The sequence below is a fragment of the Verrucosispora sp. WMMD573 genome (assembly GCF_027497175.1).
In the GTDB taxonomy this organism is placed as follows: domain Bacteria; phylum Actinomycetota; class Actinomycetes; order Mycobacteriales; family Micromonosporaceae; genus Micromonospora.
Map to the genome: position 1 here is coordinate 4860610 of NZ_CP114901.1, position 25068 is coordinate 4885677.

Genomic DNA, 25068 nt, shown 5'->3' on the forward strand with positions numbered 1-25068 from the left:
CGGCCCGCGATGGGGCCGGGCCCCGCTACCCAGCCGAGCCGGCCGGGCTGGTGGCGGCTCAGCGCCTCGGCATGGTCAGCACGATCCGGCCGGCCGCCCGACCGGTGGCCTGCCGGGTCCACGCATCGGCGACCTCCGCCAGCGGCACGGTCTGGTGGGTCGCGGCGAGTCGGCCGCCGGCGACGTGGTCGGCGATCTCCCGGATCGCCTGCGCCCGCTGTGCCGGGTCCAACTCGTTGTTGGTGTAACCGAGGATGCGCAGCGACCGGCTGCGCAACGTCGCGGAGTCGAAGGGCGCCTGTTCGCCGGCCGAGCTGCCCAGGTTGACCAGCCGGCCGTGCGGGGCGAGGGCACGCAGCGCGGCGGCGGCCGGCACCCCGAACAGCGGGTCGAGCACGACGTCCGCCGGCCCGTCGCAGGCGTCGACCAGCCGACCGGCGAGGGTGTCCACGTCGTCGGTGTCGGTCAGCGCCACCACGGCGTCGGCGCCCAGCAGCCGGGCCCGCTCCCGCGCACTGGCCGACCGGGCGGCGGCGACGACCCGTCGGGCGCCGTGCAGCCGGGCCAGTTGCACGGCGGCCTGACCGACGACGCCGCCGGCGCCGAGGATCACCACCTGCTCCCCCGGGCTCAGCTCGCCACGCCAGGTCAGTGCCATCAGCCCGGCGACCGCGGAGAGCCCGAGGGCCGCCAGGATGGTGTCGACGCCGTCGGGCAGGGCGACCACGTCGGCGTACGGCACCACGCAGTGTTCGGCCATGCTGCCGTCGCCGGGACGCATCCCGGCCGTCGTGGCGAACCACACGGGGGTGCCGTCGTCGAGGTGGCCGACGCCCTGCACCCCGGGCACGTACGGGGTGGCCGGGGTGCCGAAGTACGAGGTGCCGGTGGCGCAGAGGACATCCAGGGGGGTGATCGGGGCGGCGGCCACCCGGATCCGTACCTGCCCGTCGCCGGGCCGTGGTGGTTCGCGACGGTCGACGGCGGGCGCTCGACCGCAGGCGGTGATGACGGCGGCGTCCATCAGGTGGCGATGTCCGGGTACGGCAGCGAGAGGTGCGCCAGCCGGCGGGCGTACTCCTTCTGGAAGCCCAACGGCTCGGGGTGGTCGCGTTCGAACATGGCGATGAACAGCGTCAGGGTCAGGAACGGGTGGGCACCGAGCTCGAAGAGTCTGACGTAGTCGTGGGTCGCCAGGGCCTCCCGCTCGATCTCGTCGAACCGCAGCCAGGTGCTGGCCTCGGGGACGTGGCAGTTGAGGATCTGGTTGGCCCGTTCGGCCTCCCACCAGGTGACGGTGCCGCGCGGGTCGTCCCGGTAGCGCTCGACCAGGTCGGGGTCGCGGTCGACGGTGTAGAGGAACTTGTTCAGCAGGTACCTGCTCATGCCGCCGCTCCGTTCGGATACCAGGTGAAGTACGCCTCCATCGTGTGGAACAGGTCGAGCGTGTCGACGTAGTCGGCCTTCGCGCCCTCACCGGCGACGCCCATCATCAGCATGAAGTCCATGAAGCCGTGGGTGGCGTTGCCGGGGGCGTGCAGGCTGTCCAGGGTCACCTCGGACAGGCAGCCCTCCAGGTCGCCGCTGGCGATCCACTCCACCGCGCGGCGGTCGAACTCCGGGTCGGGGCCGTGCGGGCCGAACTGCCGTGGCCCGCCCAGTTCCAGTGACAGGTGCCCGGTGCCGACGACGGCGACCCGCTGATCGCCGGGCCAGGACTCCACAAGCTCGCGGATGGTCTTGCCCAACTGTACGAAGCGTTTCGGTTGCGGCAGCGGCGGGGCGAAGATGTTGGTGTAGACCGGCACGATCGGCAGGTCGGCCTCGGGCCGCAGGGTGATGATCGGGCAGGTGATGCTGTGGTCGATGCGCAGCTCGTTGCTGTAGGCCAGGTCGAAGCCGGCGTCGAGGCCCTCGCGCAGCAGAAACGCCGACAGGTCCTCCTGGCCGCGCAGCACCATCCGGGGCAGGCCGAACTCGCGTTCCTCGTTGTACCAGTTGGCGTCGTAGAACGGTGCCTTGCCGATGAGGAACTGCGGCATGTTGTCCAGCCACAACTGGTGGAAGTGGTCGGAGCCGACCATCACCAGCACGTCCGGGCGGGCCCGGGTGAGCGTCTCGCGGAACGCAGTGATCTTGCGTACCCATTCGTCGGCGAAGGGTGGCCGGTCCTCGCCCTGGGCGGTGCTGGCCCGGTAGTAGAAGGGGTGGTGGGTGGAGGCGATGACCGCGGCCAGTGTGGCCATGGACGGCTCCTCTCAGGACGGGTCGGGGGTGGTGTAGGTGGCGTTGCGGTCGACGGTCAGGTACACGTCCATGCCGATCGGGGTGCGGCGTTCCTCGGCGAGGTGCCCGAGCAGGCCGGCGGCCCGGGCCAGCAACGCGAAGCCGCGCAGCAGGTCGACCGGCAGACCCAGGTCGGCCAGGGCCGCTCCGCAGACCCCGGCGCCGTTGAGCGGCAGGGTCCGGCCGAGCACCTCCGGGTGGATCCGGCCGATCGCCTCGAACAGCCGCAGGTGCGGCCCGCGCAGCTGCTCCTCCTCGGCGATCCGGATGAGCACCGTCGTACGCGGATCCTCGGTCTTGTGCACGGGGTGACCCAGTCCCGGCACCAGCCGCCGGGCGGCCCGGGCGGCGGTGACGGCGTCACGGGCCAGATCGTCGAAGCCGGCGTCGTCGGCGGGCACCGGACCGTCGGCGGCGGCGAGCGTGTCGGCGAGGAACCGGCCGCAGTCCTCGGTCACGCCGAGGAAGCGGGATCCACCGCCGAGCAGTCCGGCGGCGAGGGCCCCTTGGAGTGACTCGGGCGCGCTGAGGTAGGTCAGCCGGGCGGCGATGGCCGTGGGAGTGAACCCGTGGTCGGCGAGCGCGACCAGCACCGCCTCGAAGACGCGTACCTCCGACGGGGTGGGGCGGCGCTGCGCGACCAGCCAGAAGGCGAGTTCACCGAAGCCGACGTGGCCCATCAGGTCGGCGGCGAGATCCTGGCCGAGCAGCCGGATGCTGCTCGCGTCGGAGGTGCCGATGGACGTCGGGAAGCTGGTCACGGTTGGTCCTGCCTCTCGGTGAGCCACCTGCGGATCTCGGTGCCGTGCTCGTCGAGACCGGGCGGTGGCAGGTCGTAGCGGGCCGGGGTGGCGGAGAAGGTGATCGGGTGCCGGACGCTGGGCACCGCCCGGTCGCCCGCGCCGACCTCGACGACCGGGTCGAGGTCGAGTTCGTCGGCGAGCGCCACCCCGCCGTCGATGGTGTTGATCGGCGCGCACGGCACGCCCGCTGCGATCAGCTGTCGGAACCACTCGTCCTTGCCCCGGGTACGCAGCCGTTCCAGCAGCAGTGGCCGCAGTTCCTCGCGGTTGGCGGTGCGGTCCTGGTTGCGCCCGAAGCGCGGGTCGTCGACCAGTTCCGGTACGCCGAGCACCTCGCAGAGCTTGGCGAACTGGCCGTCGTTGCCGGCGATGACGACCAGTTCACCGTCGGCGGTGGGCAGCGGCTCGTACGGGAACAGGCTCGGATGGGCGTTGCCCATCCGGTAGGGCACGGTGCCACCGGCCACGAAGGCGCTGGAGTGGTTGACCAGCCCGGACAGCGCCGAGGAGAGCAGGTTGACCTCGACGTGCTGACCGTTGCCGTGCACACCCCGGTGGTGCAGGGCGGCGAGGATGCCGATGGTGGCGTGCATGCCGGTCATCACGTCGAACACGGAGATGCCGGCCCGGTACGGCGAGCCGCCCGGGTCGCCGGTGAGGCTCATCAGGCCGGAGATCGCCTGCACCATCAGGTCGTAGCCGGGGAGGGCAGCCCCGGGGCCGGTGCCGAACCCGCTGATGGAGGCGTAGACGACCCGGGGGTTGGCGGCGGCGACCGTGTCGTAGTCGAGGCCGAAGCGACGCAGCCCGCCCGGCTTGAAGTTCTCGATCAGCACATCGGCGCGGCCGGCGAGGGCGCGGGCCACGGCCAGGTCGTCGGGGTCGCGCAGGTCCAGGGCGATGGAGCGCTTGTTGCGGTTGATCCCCAGGTAGTAGGTGGAGACGCCGTCGCGTACCGGCGGCATCCAGGTGCGGGTGTCGTCGCCGCCGGGGCTCTCCACCTTCACCACCTCGGCGCCCATGTCCGCCAGCAGCATGGTCGCGTACGGCCCGGCGAGGATGCGGGAGAAGTCGGCGACCAGCAGGCCCCGCAGCGGACCACCGCCCGGTGTCGGATCCGGTTCGCGTCCGTGCTCGGTTGCCATCGACATCCCACTCCCGACCGCTAGGCGGACATGTGTCCGTGAATGCCGAGTATCGAAGTGTAGATGCACCATGTCAACCGTTGACACCTGCCGGAAATGGTGCCCACACTTGCGCCCATCACAGGCGCGACCGCAGTACGGACAGCTGTCCGTTAAGTGGGCCGCACCGACCACCGCTGGGAGTTGACCGCCATGAGCGCACCCGTATCAGGCCCGAGTCCCGACCGTCCCCTGCTGTTCCGCAACGGCCTCGTCCTCACCATGGACGACACGCACCGCGTCCTGCCCGGCACCGACGTCCTGGTCGTCGGCGAACGGATCGCCGACATCGGCGTCGGGCTGGCCGCACCCGACGGCGCCATCGAGATCGACGCGTCCGGTGGCATCCTCATGCCCGGAATGATCGACACCCATCGGCACATGTGGCAGACCGCGATGCGCGGCTACGGTGCCGACTGGACGCTGACCCAGTACTTCGTCTGGTACTACCTGGAATCCGGCAAGCTGTTCCGCCCCGAGGACATCTACGCCGGCAACCTGCTCGCCGCCATCGAGGCGATCGACGCCGGTGTCACCACCACCGTCGACTGGTCGCACGGCCTGCAGAGCACCGACCACGCCGACGCCGCCGTCGACGCCCTGCGCGAGGTACCCGGCCGCTTCGTGCTGGCGTACGGCAACATCCAGCAGGGACCGTGGGAATGGGCGACCAGCCCGCAGTTCCGCGACTTCGTCGAGCGTCGCTTCCACAGCCGGGACGACCTGCTCGGCCTGCAACTGGCCTTCGACGTCACCGGCGACCCGGCCTTCCCGGAACGGGCGGCGTTCGAGGTGGCCCGGGAACTGGACCTGCCGGTCACCACGCACGCCGGAGTGTGGGGTGCGACGAACGACGACGGCATCCGGCTGATGCACGAGAACGGCTTCATGACTCCGTCCACGGTGTACGTGCACGCCGCCACGCTCACCAACGACTCGTACCATCGCATCGTCGCGACCGGCGGCTCGGTGTCGGTGTCGACGGAGAGCGAGCAGAGCGCAGGTCAGGGTTATCCGCCCACCTGGGCGCTGTGCCACCACGACATCCCGGTGTCGTTGTCGATGGACACCAGCGTCTGGTGGAGCGGTGACCTGTTCTCCGCGATGCGGACCACGCTCGGCGCCGACCGTTCCCGCGAGCACCTGGAGGCCCACGCCCGAGCCGACACCGTCACCCACTGCCGGTTGCGCGCCGAGCAGGTCGTCGAGTGGGCCACCCGGGGCGGCAGCCGCGCCCTCGGCCTGGACGACGTGGTGGGCAGCGTGGCGACGGGCAAGAAGGCCGACCTCGTACTGATCAAGAACGACCGCTCGCCGGTGATGTTCCCGATCCTCAACCCGTACGGCCACGTCGCGTTCCAGGCGCAGCGTGGCGACGTGCACAGCGTCGTGGTCAACGGTCGGCTGGTCAAGCACGACCACCAGCTGCTCGGGGTGGACCTGACCGCTGCCCGTCGGCACGTCGAGCAGACCATCGACCACCTGATCGGCGAGATGGGCGCCGAGGCCTGGGCCAAGGGCATGAACCCCGACATCCCGGAGACGAAGATCCAGGAGAACCCGTACACCTACACCGAGTGGGACGCCGGCTCGGCGCAGTGGAAGCATTGAGCGGCACGTGACCCTCGGAAGGCAGGCAGTGATGGCACGCGACGCCCGACCCGACTTCATCGAAGCCCTCGCTCGTGGCCTCGACGTCCTGCGCTGCTTCCAGCCCGGTCAACCGGTGATGACGCTCAGCGAGATCGCCGGTGCGACCGGGCTGGCCCGGCCGACCGTCCGCCGGATCCTGCTCACCCTGGAGGACCTCGGCTACGTACGCTCCGCCGAACGCGGCTTCGCCCTCACCCCCCGGGTGCTCGAACTCGGCATGACGTACATCAACGCGCTCGGCGGGTGGGAGGTCGCCCGGCCGCACATGCAGCGGCTCGTCGCCCAGACCAACGAGTCGACGTCGATGGCGCAGCTCGACGGCAGCGACATCGTCTACGTCACCCGGGTCGCCGTACCGAAGATCATCACGCTGGCGGTGACCATCGGCACCCGCTTCCCCGCCCCCGCGACCTCGATGGGCAAGGTGCTGCTCGCCGCCCTGAACGCCGAGGAACTCGATCGGGTCCTCGCTATGCCCGGCCGGTCCGGCATCATCCCGCGCTGGCAGCCCGACCGGGCCGCCCTCGACGCGTCGCTGCGCGAGGTACGAGCCCGGGGCTGGGCCCTGGCGGACGAGGATCTCGCCCCGGGTATCCGGTCGGTCGCCACCGGTGTCCGCGACGGCCAGGGGCGGGTGGTGGCCGCCATCAACGTCACCGTGCACGCGGCCGAGACGTCGGTACGTACCCTCACCGAGGAGCACCTGCCGCGCCTGCTCTGCACCGCCGCCGACATCAGCCGGGACTGGGCACTGCTGGACGCCGTGCCCAGCGTGCTCCAGGACGCGACCGTCGAGCCCGCCACCGTCCCCGCCGCGCGGAGCCCACGAGGCTAGTGCGGTGTCCTAGCGCCCGTCGCGCAGGGTGAGCACGTACGCGGCGGTGAGCGCGACGGCGCGATCCTCGTCCTGAGACAGCTCGGCGAGGGCACGCGCGGCCGTGGCGCCGGGGATGTCGGCGAGCGCCTGGGTCAGCCGACTGCGGACGGGTGAGGCGACGCCGTCGGTGCCGAGGCGCTCGACCAGGCGGCCGGCGATCTGCTCCGCCAGCGCGGGCTCACCGGCCAGCGCGGTCAGCGCGTCGGCCGCGTCGGCCTCGTTCGTCTCCTCGACGACCATCTCGATCAGGGTCGGGATCGCCGCTGCCACGCCACGTGCCCCGAGCGCGAGCGCCGCGTACCTGCGGACCACGACGTCGGGGTTGGCTAGGGCGTCCCGCAGGAACGCGGTCGCGTCTTCGTCCGCTATCTCGGCGATGGACTGGACGGCGCGCTTGCGTACCTCGGCGTCGGGTGCGTCGAGGCCCGGCGCCAGCAGCGCGGCGACGCCGTGGGCCGACTGCGCCAGCGCCCAGCGCAGGGCACCGGCGACGTTCGGGTCCGACTCGCTCAACGCCGCCTCGACCAGCACCTCCACCGGCACCGCCGCCTCGCCGGTCGAGGACAGGGCGGCGTGTTGGCGTCGCCCGGCGTGCTCCGAACCGAGGGCCTGGAGCAGGGCGACGACCTGGAGCACGTCCGCCCAGTCGGCGGGTTGCGCGGCCCCGATCCGACGTAGGCGGGTGAGCAGCTCGGTCTGGGCCGCGATCCGCTCCCGGGTCTGCTGGATCAGGTCTGCCACGAGCTGTGCGGGGGCGAAGCCGGGATCGTCCAACGCCCGCCGGACCTCCCGCAGCGACAGCCCCAACGATCGCAGGCTCTCGATGTGGAAGATCCGGCGGATGTCGTCGCTGGAGTACTCCCGGTAGCCGGCGCCACTGCGGCCCGTCGGCTCCACCAGGCCGAGCGACTCGTAATGCCGGAGCATGCGGGCGCTGACGCCGGATCGTCGCGCCACATCACCGATCAACACCGCGGTCACCGCTTCCGATCGTTCTCACCGAGGGCCACCACCCGTTTCGCCTCATCGAGCGCGAATTCGAAGCCGGCGTCCGGATCGTCGAGCAGACGTTCCGTGGCGATCGCGTGCTGACGTACCCCGGGGTCGGCATCGCGCGCCGCGGCCCGCAGGATCGGTGTGATCACCTCACCGAGCGCGATCAGCGCCCGGCTGAGGCTCAACTGGGTCTCCCGCCCGCCGCGCCCGAGCTGGGTCGCCAGCACCTCGGCCAGGGCGGGCTCGTCACCGTCGGGTACCAGCACCACCGCCGCCCGCCAGGCGCTGCGGGCCACCTCGTCGTCGGCGTCGGTCAGCAACGCCCTGGTGATCGCCGGCCACGCCCGCCGGTCGCCGATCTTCGACAGCGTGTGCAGCGCCTGGCTCCGGGCCTGCGCAGTGCCGGAGCGCAGTTCCTCGACGAGCCCGGGTAGGGTCAGTGCGCCCGGATGCCGGGTGAGGGCCCAGGTGAGCATCTCGCGCACGTAGAACTCGGGTTCGACGGCGCAACGCTCCACGAGCTTGTCGATAAACTGGCGGTCGGGAGTCGTGCCGGCCGCGAGTGCGGCTCGCAGCCGCACCGACGGGTCGCCGTGCTCCAGCCCACGCAGCATCCGCGCCGTGTCCGTGGCCTCCTGTGACGGGTTCATCCGGATCACCTCCTCGACACAGTGAAGACCTTGTCACTCTGTCAAGGTCAAGCCGTGGGTGCCCGGTAGATCGCCGGTCACCCACGGCCCGCCGAGGCGTCCGGTCAGCGCTTCGGCGCCTTGACCTTCTGCTTGTTGTGGTTGTTGCCCCGGCCGTCGGGCTTGTAGTTACGCTCCACGTTGCCCGCCGCGTCCACCGAGAACCAGTGCACGGTCGTGCCGACGGGGATGGTGAGCGTCTCGCCGCCCTCCCGGATGCCGGCCGAGCCGTAGAGCGTGGAGCCGTAGGTGGGCCGGCTCCGGTCCAGGGTGTAGAAGACCGCCGCCGGCTCGCTGGTGGAGAAGGTCACGTCCACCATGCCCGGGGTGGCGCTCGCGCGCACCGACAACGAGCTTCTCGGGCGCTTCCGGTCGGTGTCGAAGTCCCGGGCCACCCGCAGCATCTCGGTCAGGCCATTGGCGAACTCCATCGTCTCGGCGTGCGCCTCCTGCCAGGCCGGCTGGAACGAGGTGCCGACCTCGAAGTTCCAGGCGTAGATGCCGTACTTGTACCAGAGCATGTCACCGGAGTTGCCGGCCGCCGAGTACAGCACGTCGGCGATCGGGCCGGTCCGGGCCGGGGTGACCGCCAGGTTGCGGTGCCGCTTGATGGCGGTCAGGATCCGCGACGACGCACCCCAGAACAGCGACTCCTCGGCCAGCGTCGGCCGCGGCGCCGAGATCCGGCCGGGCACGGCGTACGAACCGGGCGACCACATGAAGTAGTTGCCCGACGAGTGCAGGTTCATCGAGAACCTGATGTTCGGTCGGGCGGCCAGCCAATCCACGTTGCGGTTCTCCGGCTCCGACAGCTCGCTCGGGCCGGCGTACGTGCCGCTGGTGCAACTGGTCGACGCGCCCGCGTAGCCGTCGAACAGGCTGTACTCGGTGTAGTTGCGGTTGTTGTCCACGCCCCACGAGTTGCGGCCGAGGAAGTCCGCCGGCGCCTCCGGCCCGCAGTGGTTGGTCATGTTCTTGCGCTGGGAGTTGAAGTCGTAGAACGAGTAGTGCCCGCCGTCCGGGTTGATCGACGGCGCGATCCAGATGTCGAGGTTGTCCACCAGGTCGCGGGTCTTCCGGTCGTGCGCGTAGTTGCGCAGCAGCCGTTCGGCGGTCTCGATGGTGACCAGCGGCGGCACCCACTCCCGGGCGTGTTCCTGGGCGTAGGCGAGCACCCCGAGCCGGGAGCCGTCGCGGTGCTTGCCGATGCGGATGGCGTACACCGGGTGTGGGTCGCGGGAGACCGACGCCGGTGCGGCGAGGCCGTCGGAGAGCGCGGTCCGCGCGACCGGCGCGACCACGCCGGCGCCTGGGCTGCCCCGATAGGTGTACGCGGTCAGCAGCGTCCCCGCCTGCGCGTTGAGCGCGGCGACGACCTGCTCGGCGGTGCTGGTGACGGTGCCGCTGCCGTCGGTGGCGAGGTCGACGCGGACTCCGGTGCCGGTGACGGTCACCGCCAGCGGTGCGCCGGCGACGCCGGGATCGGCGAACTCGACGGAGATGTCGTTGCCGCCCTGGTGACCCCAGGCCAGCGAGTCGACCGCGACCCGGCTGGCGTCGACGGTGCCGAGCACGGCCTGCGCCTTACGCCGGTAGCCGTTGGTCCGGTACGGCAGCTCGACGATCTCCGAGATCTTCGGGTACTGCGCGGACAGGGCCTTGATCCGGTCGTACAGCTCGGTGGGGGTCAGGTAGCTGGCCACGAAGTCCTTCATGTAGCCCGGCCCCTCGGGGTCCTTCGGCGGGATCGGCAGCCACTCGTTGACCTTGGCCACCGCCACGTCACCGCTCGGACTGGTGATCCGCACGTACGCCGGACGGCTGGTCACCTGCGCCGCGCCCCGGTGGTAGAGGTAGACACCGGCGTCGACGAACCGGGAGATGGTCTGGGTGCCGCCGGAGCCGATCTCGGTGCCCGGCCCGCTGTCCCGCTCGACGGTCAACGGGCTGCCGTCGGCCTGCCCCTGCGCCCACTTGGCCTCGACCGATAGCACCTGCGTGTCGCCCGAGGTGTAGTAGTCCGCCCGGATGATTTTGACGTCGGAGACCGTGGACCGGGCCGAGAAGTCGGCCGCTGCCGCGTACTCCCGGTTCTCGGCCAGGTGGGCGGCGATGGTGGCCTCCCGCTCGGCCACCCGCTGCGCCGCGTCCGCCGGAGTGTGCAGCACCTTGCCGAAGGTGTAGCCGGCCCGGGTCAGCGTGGCGACTTCGTTGCCGGTCACCACGGCGTGCACGACGATGCCGTCGCCGGTATGGGTGATGTGATGGTCGAGGTCGACGCCGGTGGCCACCAGGGCGTCCAGTTCGGCGTTGTCGGCCAGGATCACCTCGACCACGCTGGCCCGCTCGTCGGCGAGCCGGCCGAGGTCGGCGGGCGCGGTGACCGGTGCGGCGGCCTGCGGCACGATCGCCGCAGCGGGATTGACCAGCAGCAGCACGGCCGCGAAGGCGGCCAGTGCGGTGGCGGCGGGCAGCTGGGGTCGCCAGCGCAAGCCCGTACGGACCTTGGACATGAGGCGGTCGCCCCTCTTCTCGGCGCGCGGCACGGAGGCAGCGGGTTCAGCGCGGATCCGCCGAGCCGCCCGGCTGCGGGCGACTACGACGAGGCGCTCGGCGGTCGACGCTGCCCGCATCGCCGATTACGCAGCGTCGCGCATCCGGATCGTAGGAGTGATCGAGTTGCCGACATCCTTCGCCCGCAGATAGGGATCTGTCAATCATCGGCGGCCCCGCCCCCGGTGACCGCGCCCACCCCGCACGACCGTCCCGGAACTCGTGTTTGACCTGCGTGCAGACTGGAGATCAAGAGCGTGAGGCTCGACAACGAGGGGGATCACGCGTGTCCGACAACGCCATCGACCGGCACCACCACGCCGCCGACCGTCCGGCCGGGGTCACCGACCCGTTGTTGTGGCGGCTCGCCCTGGACGTCGCCGACGCGCACGCGCCGGGCGAGGACGGTGGCTGCACCCACCTGCTGTGCGCCGGGCAGAACTGGCCGTGCGAGCCGTGGCAGCGGGCCCAGCGGGCGCTCAACCTCGCCCAGGGCGGCACGGCCGACGAGACAACCGCTCCTGCCACCACTCGGGACGACACCTGGGTAGCCCCGACCGCCCGCCCAACCTGGTCGACGGATCACTCCCGCCGGTCCGCCGCCGCCTGAGCGAGCCGGCCGGACCCAGGATGTCAATGTAACGTTGACAGGTGCTTGATCCGCTCGATCAACTGGCCGGCATTCCGGGGACCCGGGACCGGCTCGACGACGCCGAACTCGATCTCATCGACCGGGCCCGGCAGGCCGGCGCCACCTGGAACCAGGTCGCCGTAGCGCTGGGGCTGAGCAGTCGCCAGGCGGCCGAGCAGCGCCGTCAGCGCCTGGCCGTCGCGCGTACGAGCCGCCGGAAGGAATCCGACAGACGCTGGCCAGCCGAGGTCGCCACACTGCGCGGCCTCCTCACCGAGCTGCGGCGCTGGATCGACGCTGACCGTCGCTGGGATACCCGCTTCCCCCGGGCCGCGCTGACCCGCCGCACCACACTGCTCGCCTTGGAGGCCGAGCCGGGCGCCCTGTACGACCTGGCCGCCCGGATCCGCGCCGACCTGCCGGCCGCCGATCCCGGCCTGCCCGCTCCGGTACGCGCCGTCGCCCGCCATCTCGCCGAGGCGTTGTCAACGCGACGTTGACCTCCACCCGCAGGTATTGCCTCGGCGCGACTCAAGACAGGACGCTGTGGGCCACTCTGACTTGATTCCGGAGGGCTCGTGCGGCGCAACGCGATCCTGTTCGTGGCGGTGTCCCTGCTGTCCGGCCTCGGCGGCAGCGCTATGGCCCTGGTCACCGGCATCTGGATCCTCGATCTCACCGGCTCGCCCGGCCTGGCCGCGCTCGCCGGCCTCTGCGCTTACGCGCCCACCCTCGCCGGCCCGTGGCTCGGCGCTGTCGTCGACCGGCTGCCCCGACGCCCGGTCGTCGTCGCGGCCAACCTGACCCTCGCCGCCACCCTGCCCAGCCTGTTGGCGGTGCGTGGCCCCGGCCAGGTGTGGCTGCTGTTCTGCGTGGCCACGGTCTACGGCATCGCGTACGTCCTGATCGACGCGGGCGAGAGCGCCTTGCTGCCGGCGGCCCTGTCGCCGGTCCATCTCGGACGGGTCAACGGGTGGCGCTCCAGCGCCCAGGAGGGCGTCAAGCTGGTCGCACCGTTGGCCGGGGCCGGCCTGTACACCTGGCGGGGCGGCCATCTGGTCGCCCTGCTCGCCGCCGTCCTGCCGGCCCTCGCCGCAGCCGGCTTCGCGGCGCTGCGCCTGACCCGCACGCCGCCGCCGGTCGCGCCCCGGCCCGGGGGAGTCCGCGTCGGCCTGGCCGTCCTGTTCGGATCCCCGTCCATCCGACGACCGGTCGTGCTGGCCGGGGTCGCCATCGGCATGTCCGGCCTCGTCACCGCCGCCGGCTACGCCGTCGTCACCGACACGCTCGGCCTGCCGGCGACGTTCCTGGGCGTGCTGCTCAGCGCCCAGGGCGTCGGGTCGGTCGCCGGTGGACTGGTCGTCGGCCGGTTGATCGCCCGGTTCGACCCGACAGCGGTGGCCCTCGCCGGGGCCGGACTCTTCGCGATCAGCTGCCTGGGCCGTTGCCTGCCGTGGTGGCCAGTGGTGGTCGCCGCGTCGGTGGTGACCGGTCTGGGGCTGCCGTGGGCGCTCGTCGCGGCCGTCACCGCCGTCCAGACACACAGCCCCGACGCCCTGCTCGGCCGGGTCGCCGCCACCGCCAACACGGTCATGTTCGGGTCGATCGCGGCGACGACGCCGCTCGGCTCCGCCGCCGTGCTGATCGGCCCACGACCACCGCTGATCCTCGCCGCCGCCGTCTGCCTCACCACTTGCGCGCTGACCTGGCGACGTCGGCGCGACCGTTCACCGTCACGAGCCGAAACGCCGACGAGGTCTTCCCTGCCCCCATCATCGACCCCCGACGCTTCGACTCCGAGGATCGGATCGCATTCGGCTCGGGCTACGGGGCCCGGCGGTCGCCGGTGATCCTGGCCGCTTGCTCGTGGGGCAATGACCGTTGCACCTGCGCTCGTCGCAGTCGTGACCGGCTTGCGCATCGGCTCCGGGCGCATGAGGAGGACGCCGTCGAAAGACGAGCACGGCGTCGGCGGGAGCGGTCAGTCCTGTCTCCGCTCATCCTCGCGGAGATGCCGACCCCTCGCACTCATCCGCGCCGGGCACGGCTACCGGCGCCTCCTCGGCGTCCCGGTCGGGGCAGCACACGGTCAGGGCGGCGGGCACGGCGCGTACCTTCAGTTTCCGGGCCGTGCTGCGGGCGCCGCCGTCCAACTCGTACGTCTTGGGGTCGGCGAAACGGACCTTGACCTTGCGTCCCCGGGTGATCCGCACGAACTTGGAGTCGTCCGAGCGGCCGGTGGCCATCTTGCCGAGGGTCCGGGCCCAGTCGACGGCGCCGCTGGCGGTGGAGACACCGATCTCCAGCGAGCCGCTGTCGGGGCGGGCGTCGTCGAAGGCGGGGATGCCGCCGGTGATGGTGCCGACGTTGCCGAACAGCACGCAACTGGCCTCACCGTCGAACCAGAGGGCACCGTCGACGGTGATCCGGGTCCGGGTCAGCTCGCCGCGCACGTGGCGCAGCCCGGTCCACACGTACGCGAGCCGGCCGAGACGCCCCTTCATCTCCCGGTCGGCCTCGCGGATGAGGTCGCCGTCGAAGCCGGCACCGGCCATCACCGCGAAATGCTCGCCGTTGAGCTTGCCCAGGTCGAGCCGGCGCCGCTGCCCGTGCAGACCGATCCGGACCGCCTCCCGCAGATCCTCGGGAATGCCCAGGTTGGTGGCGAACAGGTTGGCGGTGCCGGCGGGCAGGATCGCCATCGGTACGCGGGATCCGGCGAGGGTGTCCGCGCAGCGTTGGACCATGCCGTCGCCGCCCCAGACAAAGACCAGTTCGGCACCCTTGTCGAGCGCCTTGCGGACCTTCTTCGGCGCCTTACGGCTCTTGGGTACCTCGTACCAGAGCAGATGTTCGACGCCCGCGCCGACGAGGGCGGCGCGCAGCTCGTCCAGGCCGCCACCGAGGTTCTTCTTCCGGTGGGCCACGACCGCGACGGCGCCGACCGCCACGGCGGGCGCCGGCCGGTCCGGATCCACCAGCACACTCGCACTCATGCCGGCAGTGGTACCCGACGGCCAGCGATTTCACGCCTGGTGGAGGTAGTCGGGAGACGTTGTGTCACCGCCAGGTCCACGGTCCGCTCTCCGTGGGCGCTCGTGACGGTCAGGCACCCGTGACACGCTTGGCCACCATGCGGTTGCCGAGCACGAGGTGGTCGATCTCGGTGCTCAGGAAGCAGTTCAGCGCGTCGGTCGGGCTGCACACGATCGGTTCGCCGGCTACGTTGAAGGACGTGTTGATCAGACACGGCACGTTTGTCAGCGTGGTGAACCGCTGTAGCAGCGCCGCCAGCCTCGGGGTCTGCTCGGTGGTGACGGTCTGCACCCGCGAGGTGCCGTCGACGTGCACAGCACCCGGGATGACCTCCCGGAACTCCGGCCGGACCGGGAAGACGAAGGTCATGTAGGGCGACCGGACCTTGCGGCCCATCTCGAAGACCTTCGGCGCGTCGTGCTCCAGCACCAGCGGCGCGAACGGCCGGAACGGTTCCCGGTGCTTGACCCGCTTGTTGATGATGTCCTTGATGTCGGGGAAGTTCGGGTTCGCCAGGATGCTGCGGTGCCCGAGGGCCCGGGGCCCGTGCTCGATCCGACCCTCGAACCAGCCGATCACGACCTTGCCGGTGAGCAGCTCGGCCACCTGGTCGACGACCTCGTCGTCGGTCAGCCGGGCGGTCCACTCCACCCGGTCGGCGAACTCACCGAGCGCCCGCTCGACCTCGGCGTCGTCGTACTCCGGCCCCAGGTACGGGGTGACCGACGGCGCGTACTTCACCTCGGCGGTGGTGGCCGGGTGGTTGACCCACGCGAACACCGTCGCGCCGATGGCCACACCGGTGTCACTGGCGCCGAAGCTCACCGATACGTCGGAGAACCGCGAGCCCTCCAGCAGCTCGGTGTTGTTGACGCAGTTGAGCGCCACCCCACCCTCGACCAGCAGGTGATCCAGGTCGGTCCGGGTCTCCAGCGCCGCCACCTGGTGCCGGGTCACCACGGTGACCATCTCCTGGACCGCCGCCGCGACCCGGGACTGGTACTCGATGGTGTCCTGCGCCGGACCGAAGTGCTTCTCCAGCAGGGGCTCGAACTGCCGCGGGTTCTCCAGGTCGTTCGGCAGGACCATGGTGTACCGCCCGCCCTCGTGCAGTTCGACGAAGTGCTCCAAGAACGGGTTGGGCGACGGCGGCTCGCCGAACCCGGCCAGGCCCATCACCTTGTACTCGTCGTTGTTGGGTACGAATCCCAAGAACCGCGTGACGCAGGAGTAGAGATTGCCCAGCGAGTCATTGGCCGTGACGAACGAGTCCTCGAAGACCCGGATCCGGCCGTCCCGGATCTCCCCGGTCAACGACGACAGCAGCTCGGCCCGGCCATCGCTGATCAGGAATGCCGCGTCCTTGACCCCCGCCATGTAGTAGCCCGTCATCGCGTGGGCGAAGTGGTGCGGGACGAATACCACCTTCGCCGGATCCGGGGTGAACCCGGTTCGAGCGGCGAAGTCAGCCAGGATCGCGTCGTGTCCCAGCACCGTGGCGAACACCATGCCGATATGGTTGAGACGAACCAGCTTCTGCGTCGGCGGCATCGGGATCGACGCCAGTTCGGCCAGCGTGCTGTCGAAGACCTTGGCGTCGAAGTTCCACGGGATCGCGATCAGGTCGACGTCATCGAAATCGATCCCGGCATGATCCAGGACCCAGCGGACCGAGTTGATCGGGAAGTCTGACGTCTTCTTCTGCCGGTTGAGGCGCTCCTCCTCCACCGCCGCGACCAGCTCGCCGTCCACGAGCAGCGCCGCGCCGGCGTCGTGCCCGAGCAGATAATGCTTCTCGGTGCCAACTGCGCCATAATGCTCGGCAAACATTTCCGCGCTGCGGGAAAAACCGTTGCACCCCAGAATGATCATCAGTTGGCGTCCCTTACTCTGGTATTACGCTGCGGTTTCAGCTGCTTCACGTTCAGATTTCCCTCTCGGAAGCTATCCGCGTGCCGATCGCCGGGGCAAGGTGCGAAACACACCAGAGGGCATGCATTCCTCACGGCTGTTTTCCGTTCCTCTCGCCGGCCTCACCCGCTGAGCCGTCGCCCCGACCGACGTCGGGACCCCACGCCGCCCCGCGTCCCGACGACATGTTGTGGGGGGCCGGCCGACACCGCGACGGTCAGGGTTCGCTCCCGGGATCGAGTGGGCTCCGACGCCACTCGATCCCGGGAGCGGGGGTGGCTACAGGGTGCGGGCGAGGCGGTCGGCGAGGATCCGGGCGAACCGCGACGGGTCGGTCAGGTCTCCGCCCTCGGCGAGCAGCGCGGTGCCGTAGAGCAGCTCGGCGGTCTCCGCGAGGGAGTCGCCGGTGGCACCCTGCTCGTGTGCCTTGCGCAGGCCGGTGACGAGCGGGTGGGTGGGGTTGATCTCCAGGATCCGCTTGACCTTCGGCACCTCCTGCCCCATCGCCCGGTACATCTTCTCCAGGGTGGGCGTGAGGTCGTGGGCGTCGCCGACCACGCAGGCCGGCGAGGTGGTCAGCCGCGACGACAGCCGGACCTCCTTGACGTGGTCCGCCAGCACGGTGCCCATCCAGCCGAGCAGGTCGGCGTACTCGGTGCGCTGCCGCTCCCGCTCGGCCTCGGCCTCGGTCCGCTCCTGCTCGGTGTCCAGGTCGACCTGCCCCTTGGCGACCGAGCGCAGCGTCTTGCCGGCGTAGCTGCCGACCCGCTCGACCCAGACCTCGTCGACCGGGTCGGTGAGTAGCAGCACCTCGTAGCCCTTGGCGCGGAACGCCTCCATGTGCGGGGAGTTCTCGATGGTGGCCCGGTTTTCGCCGGTGGCGTAGTAGATGTCGCTCTGCCCCTCCCGCATGCGTTCGACGTAGCCAGCCAGGTCGGTCGGCTCGGCCGGGTCGTGGGTCGAGGCCACCGACAGGATCTCCAACAGGGTTTCCTGGTTGTCGGTGTCCTCCAGCAGACCTTCCTTGACCACCGACCCGAACTCGCCCCAGAAGGTGCGGTAGCGCTCCGGCTGGTCGGTCTTGAGGTCCTTGACCGTGGCGAGGATCTTCTTGACCAGGCGGCGGCGCACGGCCCGGATCTGCCGGTCCTGCTGGAGGATCTCCCGGGAGATGTTCAGCGACAGGTCGTGTGCGTCCACCACACCCTTGACGAACCGCAGATAGTTGGGCATCAGCGCGTCGCAGTCGTCCATGATGAACACGCGCTTGACGTAGAGCTGCACCCCCCGGCGGCCCTGAGGGGAGAACAGGTCCAGCGGCGCGTGGGTGGGGATGAACAGCAGCGCCTCGTACTCGAAGGTCCCCTCCCCGCGCATGTGGATGGTCTCGAGCGGGTCCGCCCAGTCGTGGCTGACGTGCTTGTAGAACTCGTGGTACTCGGTGGGCTCGACCTCACCGCGCGGCCGGGCCCACAGCGCCTTCATCGAGTTGAGCGTGACCGTCTCGATGGTGGCGGGGGCGTCGTCGGTGCCGGGACGCTCGACCGTCATCCGGATCGGGTGGGCGATGAAGTCGGAGTAGCGCTTGACGATCTCCCGGATCGTCCACTCGGCCGTGTAGTCGTGCAGATTGTCCTCGGCGTCGGCGGGCTTGAGGTGCAGGGTCACCGCCGTGCCCTGGGCAGCGTCGTCCAGCTCGGTGATGGTGTAGGTGCCCTCTCCGGTGGACTCCCAGCGGGTACCGCCGCTCTCGCCGGCCCGGCGGGTGACCAGCTCGACCCGCTCGGCGACCATGAACACGGCGTAGAAGCCGACGCCGAACTGACCGATCAGCTCCTGCGAGGCACCGGCGTCCTTGGCCTCCCGCAACTGCCGCAGCAGCTCGGCCGTGCCGGATTTGGCGATCGTGCCGATGACGGAGACCACCTCGTCACGGCTCATGCCGATGCCGTTGTCCCGCACGGTGAGGGTACGGGCGTCCCGGTCGACCTCGATGGCGATGTGCAGATCGCCGGTGTCGACGGCGAGGTCCTTGTCGACCATCGACGCCAGGCGCAGCTTGTCCAGCGCGTCGGAGGCGTTCGAGATCAACTCGCGGAGGAACACGTCCTTGTTCGAGTAGATCGAGTGGACCATCAGCCGGAGCAGCTGACGCGCCTCGGCCTGGAACTCCAACGTCTCGGCCCGGTCGTTCACACCAAGTCCTTTCCGGTCGTCGCCACGGCGGTTCGCGGAAAGGATACGAGTCGTCGCGCTGCGCGTGCGTCGGGTGGTCCGCTTGTTCTCAACGCGGATTGATCAGCACGGCGTAGTCGGCCGCGGTGAGCGGCCCCGACGACAGCGAGCCGTCCGCCCGGGGGACGCTCAACGGCGTGCCGCCCTCCAGGAACAGCACCGCCGTGACGTCGGTGCGGGCGCCAAGGGTGCAGACGATCTGGCCGTACGCCAGCCGACCGTCGATGCGGCCGGTGTCCACCGCGGTCAGCCCGACGGTGACCCGGGCCAGCCCGTCGACCAGCTCGACCACCGCGCTGGTGAAGGCCCCCGGCAGAGCGCTGGTCAGCCCGTCGTCGCGCTCGGCCGGGGTCGGCCCGGCCAGCAGGGCCCGCAACTGCGCGTCGAGCGCGGGCACCTGGTCGGCGCGGCGGATCACCGGCACCAGGCGTTCGTCGCGGGAGAAGTAGAGCACCTCGGTGACCGCGCCGGTCTCGGCCGCCGTCGGTGCCGCCGTGGCGGTGGACGGGAAGGGCACGGGTGGCGGGGTGACCGCGCGAGGTTGGTCCTCGACGGGCACCCCACACGCCCCGAGCAGGGCGAGCACCGCGGCGACCGCCAGGGCTACCCCGGTCTTGCGCACGGTACGCCCGGTGCGGGCTGGTTGACCGGCATGCTCGGGCTCGACGCTGGCGGGTCGGGTCATCAGACGCTCCCGGGCAGGGTGACGCGGAACCGGGCACCGCCCTCCGGGCGGTCGCTGACCGAGGCGTCGCCGCCGTGCGCGGCGGCGTGCTGGGCCACCAGGGCCAACCCCAGGCCGGTGCCGTCGCCGCCGCCCCGGTAGTTGGCGGCCCGGCCCCGGACGAAGCGGTCGAAGATCACCTTGCGGTCCTCCATCGGCACTCCCGGGCCCTCGTCGTCGACCTCGATCACGCCCGTGTCCGCGACATGGGACAGCCGCACCGCGACCGGCCCGGCACCGTACCGCTCGGCGTTGTCCAGCAGGTTGGCCAACACCTGGGTGACCCGGCGGCGGTCCACCCGCCAGCTGGACGGCGTCCCCGTCTCCAGCTGCACCATCGTCTCCGGCAGGTCCCGGTCCCGGCACGCCTGTCGGGCCAGCTCGGGCAGGTCGACCGGCTCCCGGTGCACCGGCTGATCGCCACGGGCCAGGTCCAACAGGTCGTTGACCAGTTGCTGAAAGCGTTCGATCTCGTCGGCGACGAGCCGGGCTGCGGTGGCGGTCCGCTCGTCCTGGTTCTCCCGACGCCGGGACAACACGCTCGCGGCCGCGGCGAGAGTCTGCAACGGCGAGCGCAACTCGTGGCTGACGTCGGCGGCGAAGCGCCGGTCCCGGTCGATCCGCCCGGCCAACTCGTCGACCATCCGGTTGAAGGAGGTGGAGAGGCGGGTCAGGTCCGGGTCGGTGTCCGGGGCGAGCCGGGTGGTGAAGTCGCCGGCCGCGATCCGCTCGGCCGCGTCGGCCACTGCGGTCAGCGGACGCAGCCCGTGTCGGGTGGCGTACCACCCGAGGGCCGCCCCCGACCCGGCCACCATGATCGCGACCGCGGTGAGTGCCAGCGCCAGCACCTGGAAGGTCTGCTCCAGCTCCCGCAGCGAGGCGATCTCGTAGAAGGCTGTCGACTCGGACAGCGGCACGCCGACCAGCATCACCGGGTTGTCGTTGAGGCGGACCCGCTGCACCGCCGGCTCCCCCGCCGAGACCAGGTCCTGAAGCCGGGCCGGCACGATGGTGGTGAGCCCGGTGTCGGCGCTGCGCGCGTACCACTCGCCGTCGAGCAGCACCAGGGGGCGTCGGCCGGTGCCGGTGTCCAGCGCCCGCAGCGCCTCCGCGACGTCCGGGTTCTCGGTGTTCAGGCCGGCGCGGACCACCGCCGCGTCGTAGTACGCCGCCCGCAACACGGTGCGCTCCCGCTCGGTGAGCAACGTACGGCGGGTCAGCTCGTACGACACCAGAGCCATCGAGGCGGACAGCAGCAGCGCACCGATCGCGAACGCGGCGGTGACCCGGGCCCGCAGTCCGAGACGTCTCATCGTTGCAGCTTGTAACCGAGACCGCGCAACGTCACCAGGTGCCGGGGATTGGCCGGGTCGGCCTCGATCTTCTGGCGCAGCCGACCGACGTGCACGTCGACCAGCCGTTCGTCGCCGCTGTCGTACCCCCAGACCCGGCTGAGCAGCTGCTGGCGCGACAGCACTCGACCGGCGTGTTCGGCCAGCTCGCACAGCAACCGGAACTCCGTACGGGTGACCGCGACCGGTTCGCCGGACCGCCGCACCTCCCCCGCCTCGGGGCTTACCTCCAGGTCGCCGAAGGCGAGCACCGGCACCGGCTCGGGACCGTCCGGTGCGGTCGCCGCCCGGCCGCGTCGGCGCAGGGCGCGCAGCCGAGCGGTCAGCTCCTTGATCGCCACCGGCTTGACCACGTAGTCGTCGGCGCCGGCCTCCAGCGCGGCGACGATGTCGTGGGTGTCATCGCGGGCGCTGACCACGACGATCGGGACGTCGTCGTCGCGGCGCAGCTGCCGGATGCCCTCGAAGCCGTCGATGCCGGGCAGCATCAGGTCGACCAGGACGTAGTCGGCGGGATCCCGGCGCTGCGTGCGCAGGCCCTCCTCGGCGGTGGCCGCTCCCCGGGCCTCGTAGCCCTCGTCCTCCAGGGCGAGCAGCAACGCCAACCGGATCCGGTCGTCGTCCTCGATCACCAGTACCGCTGTCATACCGGAATCATCCCCAAGCCCTGGCCGCCGGGCCAACCGCGATCGACAACAGGGTGTTTTGTCACGCAACTGTCATCCGTCCGCGCGGTGCCCGCCAACCCCGCTGGGCAGGGTGAGAGCCACCCGGAGACCGCAGGAGAGGGGGCCTTGGCCGTGACCGCACCACGACGCCCCGAGTGCTCGGTGCCGCTGGTGGAGGTGTCCATCACCGAGTTCGATCTGAGCTGCCTGCCCGAGACCGGCGCGGTGCTCGATCAGCTACTGGCCCTGCGCCCCCAGCAGGTCGTGATCGACCTGGCCGGCTGCCGGCACATCGACGCCGCCGCCATCGGCCTGCTGCTCGATGTGCACCGCCGGATGGTCCGTGCCGGGGGTGTGCTGGCGGTACGCAATCCCAACCCGCGCATCACCCGGATCCTGCAGACCGCCCGGCTGGACCAGATCCTGCCGGTGCACAACGATGCCGGAGCCGCCCCGGCCCCGGCCACCGAAGAGGCAGCCGCCCCAGCTGCCTCCGCCGCACCTACCTCCGCCGAAGTGGCAGTCCTACCGGCCGGCGGGACACCGTCGCCGGGTGCGGCGCCGCGCGCTGCCGCGTACGGCCGCGCCGCGGTCACCGTACGCACCTGACCCCACCGCAGCCGACCGCACCAGACCGTGAGCACGAGGAGCAGCATGACCAGCGCCGGGATCGTCGCGGCTCTCGCCGTGGGCCTTGCCGTCGGTGCCCTCGGCCGACTGGTCCTGCCCGGCCGCCCGGCCGTGCCGTTGTGGCTCACCACGACCATCGGAGCTGTTGCCGCGCTGCTCGGCGCCATCACCGCCTGGCTCGCCGGCGTTCAGGGGTTCAGCCTGCTGGGTCTGGTGGTGCAGGCCGGGCTCGCCGCGATCGCGGTGGTGATCGTGGTCGCCACGACCGGCAAGGAACGCTCCGACTCCCGGTGAGTAGTCCGCCCGGCGACGGTGCTCCCCCGCCGCCCCGAGTTCCGTACCCCGGCCGAGCGGCCGCGGCACCGGAGAGGAAGCAGGATGACCGTCGTACCGGACGACAACCTGATGACCCTGATCTGCGACGTCTGTGGTGACACCACCACCGGCACCGCCTGCGTGCTGCCCGACGCCGAGGTTGTCTGGACGCTGGTCTCCGATCACGGGTGGAGCGGTTCACCGTTCGCCACCGGTCCGCACCGCTGTCCCCGGTGCAGTTCACTGCCGCCGGGCAGCCCACTCGGTGACGGCGACCGCGGCGGGTCGGGCGGCGGCACCGAGGCGGCGGCGGCCCCCGCCGACAGCGGTGCCGATCCGGGCACCGGCGACCCGCTGCGGGCCTCGCTGCGCGCCGCCTTCGACCTGGCCGGGACGGTAGTGGTGGACCTGACCCAGGTACAGGTCATCGACTCGGTCGGGCTGGGCATGCTCGTCCGGGCCCACCGGGACGTACGCGAGCAGGGCGGGCGGCTGTGTCTCGCCGCGCCGTCGAGGTTCATCCGCACCGTGCTGCACACCATGAAGCTCGACGGGGTCTTCCCGATCTTCGACAGCCTCGACGCTGCTCTCGATCAACTGAGTGCCGCGGCGGTGCAGAACGCCGTTTCGGTCGGCATCTCGTCGGTCGACGTGACTCCCAGCGACGTGCCACGGCCCGCCGCCGAGGTGTCGTCGCTGCCCACGAGCCGCCGTCCGGCAAGCCGCGTCACCGTCTGACGCCGCGCCGCATTGATGATTGTCTGATAAAGCACCCGTAGCTTTCGGTAGTCGTCAATCCGCCGACATTCTTCCCGTACCGGGACAGTCCGGAGGTCGGTGATCCATGCCCGAATCCCGTGATACCGGCGTCGTGTCCACGCGACGTCGCGGACGGCCCGGATTCCCGCTCGGCGTGGCGCTGGTGACGGCTGGCGTCCTGTTTCAACTGCCCGACGTGCGGATGATGATCGAGCATGCCCGCATGGAACCGGCACAGCCCGGTATGCCGGGTATGGAGGGCACTCCCCCCGGCGAGCCGATGGACATGTGGACGCCCACGATGATCCTCGGCATGCTGCTGCTCCTCGCCGGCCTGCTGATGGCTGGGCGGGCGTTGTTCGCGGGCATCCAGCGACCGGACTCCGGAGGCGTCACCGTGGAGTCGATCGAGCATGGTCGGCTGAGACCGGCCTACTGGATCACCTGCGCGGTGCTGACCATCGCCCTGGTGGTGGACATCATGAAGCCACTCACCCTCGGCTTCGTCATGCCCGGCATGAGCGACGAGTACGACATGTCGCTCGAATCGATCTCGGTCCTGCCGCTGGTCGCCCTCACCGGTACCGCCGTCGGGTCGGTCCTCTGGGGCCTGCTCGGCGACCGGTACGGGCGGCGGACCGCCCTGCTCCTGGCCACCCTGCTGTTCATCGCCACCTCGGCGTGCGGGGCGATGCCCAGCTTCGAGTGGAACCTGGTGATGTGCTTCGCGATGGGCACCTCCGCCGGTGGCCTGCTGCCCCTGGTGTTCACGCTGATCGCCGAGCTGACTCCACGTCGACATCGCGGCTGGGTGGCGGTGACCGTCGGTGGGATCGGTGGTCTGGGCGGGTACCTGGCGGCCAGTGAGGCGGCGCGTCACCTTGAGCCGGCGCTGACCTGGCGCGCGCTCTGGCTGGTCGGGCTGCCCTCCGGGCTGCTGCTGTTGCTGATGGCACCGCTGATTCCCGAATCGCCGTTGTACCTGCTGCGCGCCGGGCGGCGCACCGAGGCGGAGGCGGTGCTCCGTCGTTACGGATCCCGTCTTGGCGCCACGCCACCGGCCGTCGGGCTCGCGGCGACACGCCTCGGCGTGGGGGCGATGCTGCGGGCGTATCCCGTCGTGACGTCGGTGATCGGCGTGGTCGGTGTCGTGTGGGGGCTGGTGAACTTCGGCTTCCTGGTCATGTTGCCCGCGCAACTACGCGAGGCCGGGCTGGCCGGTGGCGTCGCGAGCGGACTGCTGGCCGACTCGGCGCTCTACTCGACCCCGGCCCTGGCGCTCGTCGTGCTGCTCTACGCGGCCTGGAGCGGTCGCCGGGCACTGGCGCTGTTCATCGCGATCACCGCGATCGGGCTCGGCGGAGTGGCCCTCTGGACCGCCGGCAGCGGCGGGACGGTGCTGCTGTTGGCTTCCATCGGCGTGCTGGTGCTGTCGCTGTCCGCGGTCAACGCGATGCTGCTGCCCTACAGCGCTGAGATCTACCCGACCGCGATGCGGGCCACCGGCTCCGGCTTCGCCGGTGCGGCCACCAAGGTCGGTGGCATCCTCGGACCATCCACCACGCTGCTGGTCCTCTCCCTCGGCCACGGGCTCGTGCTGCCGGCCATCGCGCTGGGTGCGCTGTGTCTGGTCGCCGCCGTCCTGCTGCTTGTTTTCGGGCCGGAGCTGGGCGCGTCCGTCGGGCCACTCGCGCGCCGACGGCGCGGGCGAGAGGTTCCTGGCGCGCGGTTGAACCGATCCACCACCTCCGCCCGTACCTGAGGGC

The 25068-nt window shown here is 71.1% G+C and carries 23 protein-coding genes; 9 read left to right on the top strand and 14 right to left on the bottom strand.

What is annotated here, in order from left to right; translation table 11 throughout:
- Positions 1 to 58: 58 nt before the first annotated feature.
- Genes O7601_RS22210 through O7601_RS22230 form a run of 5 tightly spaced genes read right to left on the bottom strand, consistent with a single transcriptional unit; the run spans position 59 to position 4234 of the window.
- On the bottom strand, positions 59 to 1024 hold the full coding sequence (locus O7601_RS22210; RefSeq protein WP_281563018.1) for a zinc-binding alcohol dehydrogenase family protein: 966 nt from the start codon (positions 1022 to 1024) through the stop codon (positions 59 to 61).
- A complete protein-coding gene (locus tag O7601_RS22215; RefSeq protein ID WP_281563019.1) occupies positions 1024 to 1386 on the bottom strand; it encodes a hypothetical protein in 363 nt (120 codons plus the stop codon). The genes O7601_RS22210 and O7601_RS22215 overlap by 1 nt, the downstream gene beginning before the upstream one ends.
- Entirely contained in the window at positions 1383 to 2246 is an 864-nt protein-coding gene (locus O7601_RS22220; protein WP_281563020.1) for an extradiol ring-cleavage dioxygenase, read from the bottom strand. The genes O7601_RS22215 and O7601_RS22220 overlap by 4 nt, the downstream gene beginning before the upstream one ends.
- Before the next feature lie 12 nt (positions 2247 to 2258).
- Positions 2259 to 3047: a citryl-CoA lyase gene (locus O7601_RS22225; protein ID WP_281563021.1), complete on the bottom strand. Its 789-nt coding sequence runs from the start codon at positions 3045 to 3047 to the stop codon at positions 2259 to 2261.
- Positions 3044 to 4234, bottom strand: coding sequence for a CoA transferase (locus O7601_RS22230; RefSeq protein ID WP_281563022.1), 1191 nt, complete (start codon positions 4232 to 4234; stop codon positions 3044 to 3046). The genes O7601_RS22225 and O7601_RS22230 overlap by 4 nt, the downstream gene beginning before the upstream one ends.
- Before the next feature lie 192 nt (positions 4235 to 4426).
- Between O7601_RS22230 and O7601_RS22235 the strand changes: the two genes are divergently transcribed.
- Both O7601_RS22235 and O7601_RS22240 read left to right on the top strand, forming a co-directional pair.
- On the top strand, positions 4427 to 5884 hold the full coding sequence (locus tag O7601_RS22235) for an amidohydrolase family protein (protein WP_281563023.1): 1458 nt from the start codon (positions 4427 to 4429) through the stop codon (positions 5882 to 5884).
- A gap of 31 nt (positions 5885 to 5915) precedes the next feature.
- On the top strand, positions 5916 to 6761 hold the full coding sequence (locus O7601_RS22240; RefSeq protein WP_281563024.1) for an IclR family transcriptional regulator C-terminal domain-containing protein: 846 nt from the start codon (positions 5916 to 5918) through the stop codon (positions 6759 to 6761).
- Positions 6762 to 6770: 9 nt separating this feature from the next.
- Here the strand turns inward: O7601_RS22240 and O7601_RS22245 are convergent, their stop codons facing one another.
- From O7601_RS22245 to O7601_RS22255, 3 genes are all read right to left on the bottom strand, one after another.
- Positions 6771 to 7775 (bottom strand): HEAT repeat domain-containing protein, encoded by a 1005-nt coding sequence (locus O7601_RS22245; protein ID WP_281567004.1) that lies wholly within the window; start codon positions 7773 to 7775, stop codon positions 6771 to 6773.
- Between the two features lie 5 nt (positions 7776 to 7780).
- A complete protein-coding gene (locus tag O7601_RS22250) occupies positions 7781 to 8449 on the bottom strand; it encodes a HEAT repeat domain-containing protein (RefSeq protein WP_281563025.1) in 669 nt (222 codons plus the stop codon).
- 104 nt (positions 8450 to 8553) lie between these two features.
- Positions 8554 to 11001, bottom strand: coding sequence for a M14 family metallopeptidase (locus tag O7601_RS22255; protein WP_281563026.1), 2448 nt, complete (start codon positions 10999 to 11001; stop codon positions 8554 to 8556).
- A 326-nt stretch (positions 11002 to 11327) separates the two neighbouring features.
- On the opposite strand from O7601_RS22255, the gene O7601_RS22260 reads away from it, so the two are divergent.
- The 3 genes from O7601_RS22260 (at position 11328) to O7601_RS22270 (ending at position 13522) form a co-directional block, all read left to right on the top strand.
- Positions 11328 to 11651, top strand: coding sequence for a hypothetical protein (locus O7601_RS22260; RefSeq protein WP_281563027.1), 324 nt, complete (start codon positions 11328 to 11330; stop codon positions 11649 to 11651).
- 41 nt (positions 11652 to 11692) lie between these two features.
- A complete protein-coding gene (locus O7601_RS22265; RefSeq protein ID WP_281563028.1) occupies positions 11693 to 12172 on the top strand; it encodes a hypothetical protein in 480 nt (159 codons plus the stop codon).
- A 78-nt stretch (positions 12173 to 12250) separates the two neighbouring features.
- Entirely contained in the window at positions 12251 to 13522 is a 1272-nt protein-coding gene (locus O7601_RS22270; RefSeq protein WP_281563029.1) for an MFS transporter, read from the top strand.
- Positions 13523 to 13669: 147 nt separating this feature from the next.
- On the opposite strand, the gene O7601_RS22275 is transcribed toward O7601_RS22270, so the two are convergent.
- From O7601_RS22275 to O7601_RS22300, 6 genes are all read right to left on the bottom strand, one after another.
- Complete coding sequence (locus O7601_RS22275; protein ID WP_281563030.1) at positions 13670 to 14668, bottom strand: diacylglycerol kinase family protein; 999 nt, start codon at positions 14666 to 14668, stop codon at positions 13670 to 13672.
- A gap of 109 nt (positions 14669 to 14777) precedes the next feature.
- A complete protein-coding gene (locus O7601_RS22280) occupies positions 14778 to 16580 on the bottom strand; it encodes a carbamoyltransferase C-terminal domain-containing protein (RefSeq protein ID WP_281563031.1) in 1803 nt (600 codons plus the stop codon).
- 318 nt (positions 16581 to 16898) lie between these two features.
- Positions 16899 to 18815, bottom strand: a complete 1917-nt coding sequence (htpG, locus tag O7601_RS22285) for a molecular chaperone HtpG (RefSeq protein ID WP_281563032.1) — start codon at positions 18813 to 18815, stop codon at positions 16899 to 16901.
- 88 nt (positions 18816 to 18903) lie between these two features.
- On the bottom strand, positions 18904 to 19539 hold the full coding sequence (locus O7601_RS22290) for a GerMN domain-containing protein (protein ID WP_281563033.1): 636 nt from the start codon (positions 19537 to 19539) through the stop codon (positions 18904 to 18906).
- Positions 19539 to 20891: a HAMP domain-containing sensor histidine kinase gene (locus O7601_RS22295; protein WP_281563034.1), complete on the bottom strand. Its 1353-nt coding sequence runs from the start codon at positions 20889 to 20891 to the stop codon at positions 19539 to 19541. The genes O7601_RS22290 and O7601_RS22295 overlap by 1 nt, the downstream gene beginning before the upstream one ends.
- Positions 20888 to 21577, bottom strand: coding sequence for a response regulator transcription factor (locus tag O7601_RS22300; protein WP_281563035.1), 690 nt, complete (start codon positions 21575 to 21577; stop codon positions 20888 to 20890). Before O7601_RS22300 ends, O7601_RS22295 begins: the two co-directional genes overlap by 4 nt.
- Before the next feature lie 153 nt (positions 21578 to 21730).
- Here O7601_RS22300 and O7601_RS22305 point away from each other — a divergent pair, with 153 nt between their 5' ends.
- The 4 genes from O7601_RS22305 to O7601_RS22320 all read left to right on the top strand — a co-directional run bounded on the left by O7601_RS22305 (position 21731) and on the right by O7601_RS22320 (position 25064).
- A complete protein-coding gene (locus O7601_RS22305; RefSeq protein WP_281563036.1) occupies positions 21731 to 22207 on the top strand; it encodes an STAS domain-containing protein in 477 nt (158 codons plus the stop codon).
- Between the two features lie 45 nt (positions 22208 to 22252).
- Complete coding sequence (locus O7601_RS22310; RefSeq protein ID WP_093405816.1) at positions 22253 to 22522, top strand: GlsB/YeaQ/YmgE family stress response membrane protein; 270 nt, start codon at positions 22253 to 22255, stop codon at positions 22520 to 22522.
- An 84-nt stretch (positions 22523 to 22606) separates the two neighbouring features.
- Positions 22607 to 23281: an STAS domain-containing protein gene (locus O7601_RS22315; protein ID WP_281563037.1), complete on the top strand. Its 675-nt coding sequence runs from the start codon at positions 22607 to 22609 to the stop codon at positions 23279 to 23281.
- 133 nt (positions 23282 to 23414) lie between these two features.
- Positions 23415 to 25064 carry an MFS transporter gene (locus O7601_RS22320; protein ID WP_281563038.1) on the top strand — a complete coding sequence of 550 codons (1650 nt, stop codon included), beginning with the start codon at positions 23415 to 23417 and terminating at the stop codon, positions 25062 to 25064.
- Positions 25065 to 25068: the final 4 nt, after the last annotated feature.

Excerpts from the sequence above, each read along its gene's own strand:
- O7601_RS22290 (WP_281563033.1), bottom strand. The coding sequence starts at position 19,539 with ATGACCCGACCCGCCAGCGTCGAGCCCGAGCATGCCGGTCAACCAGCC.
- O7601_RS22275 (WP_281563030.1), bottom strand. The coding sequence starts at position 14,668 with ATGAGTGCGAGTGTGCTGGTGGATCCGGACCGGCCGGCGCCCGCCGTG.
- O7601_RS22220 (WP_281563020.1), bottom strand. The coding sequence starts at position 2,246 with ATGGCCACACTGGCCGCGGTCATCGCCTCCACCCACCACCCCTTCTAC.
- O7601_RS22255 (WP_281563026.1), bottom strand. The coding sequence starts at position 11,001 with ATGTCCAAGGTCCGTACGGGCTTGCGCTGGCGACCCCAGCTGCCCGCC.
- O7601_RS22210 (WP_281563018.1), bottom strand. The coding sequence starts at position 1,024 with ATGGACGCCGCCGTCATCACCGCCTGCGGTCGAGCGCCCGCCGTCGAC.
- O7601_RS22240 (WP_281563024.1), top strand. The coding sequence starts at position 5,916 with ATGGCACGCGACGCCCGACCCGACTTCATCGAAGCCCTCGCTCGTGGC.
- O7601_RS22215 (WP_281563019.1), bottom strand. The coding sequence starts at position 1,386 with ATGAGCAGGTACCTGCTGAACAAGTTCCTCTACACCGTCGACCGCGAC.
- O7601_RS22280 (WP_281563031.1), bottom strand. The coding sequence starts at position 16,580 with ATGATCATTCTGGGGTGCAACGGTTTTTCCCGCAGCGCGGAAATGTTT.
- O7601_RS22230 (WP_281563022.1), bottom strand. The coding sequence starts at position 4,234 with ATGGCAACCGAGCACGGACGCGAACCGGATCCGACACCGGGCGGTGGT.
- O7601_RS22295 (WP_281563034.1), bottom strand. The coding sequence starts at position 20,891 with ATGAGACGTCTCGGACTGCGGGCCCGGGTCACCGCCGCGTTCGCGATC.
- O7601_RS22250 (WP_281563025.1), bottom strand. The coding sequence starts at position 8,449 with ATGAACCCGTCACAGGAGGCCACGGACACGGCGCGGATGCTGCGTGGG.
- O7601_RS22300 (WP_281563035.1), bottom strand. The coding sequence starts at position 21,577 with ATGACAGCGGTACTGGTGATCGAGGACGACGACCGGATCCGGTTGGCG.
- O7601_RS22315 (WP_281563037.1), top strand. The coding sequence starts at position 22,607 with ATGACCGTCGTACCGGACGACAACCTGATGACCCTGATCTGCGACGTC.
- O7601_RS22235 (WP_281563023.1), top strand. The coding sequence starts at position 4,427 with ATGAGCGCACCCGTATCAGGCCCGAGTCCCGACCGTCCCCTGCTGTTC.
- O7601_RS22310 (WP_093405816.1), top strand. The coding sequence starts at position 22,253 with ATGACCAGCGCCGGGATCGTCGCGGCTCTCGCCGTGGGCCTTGCCGTC.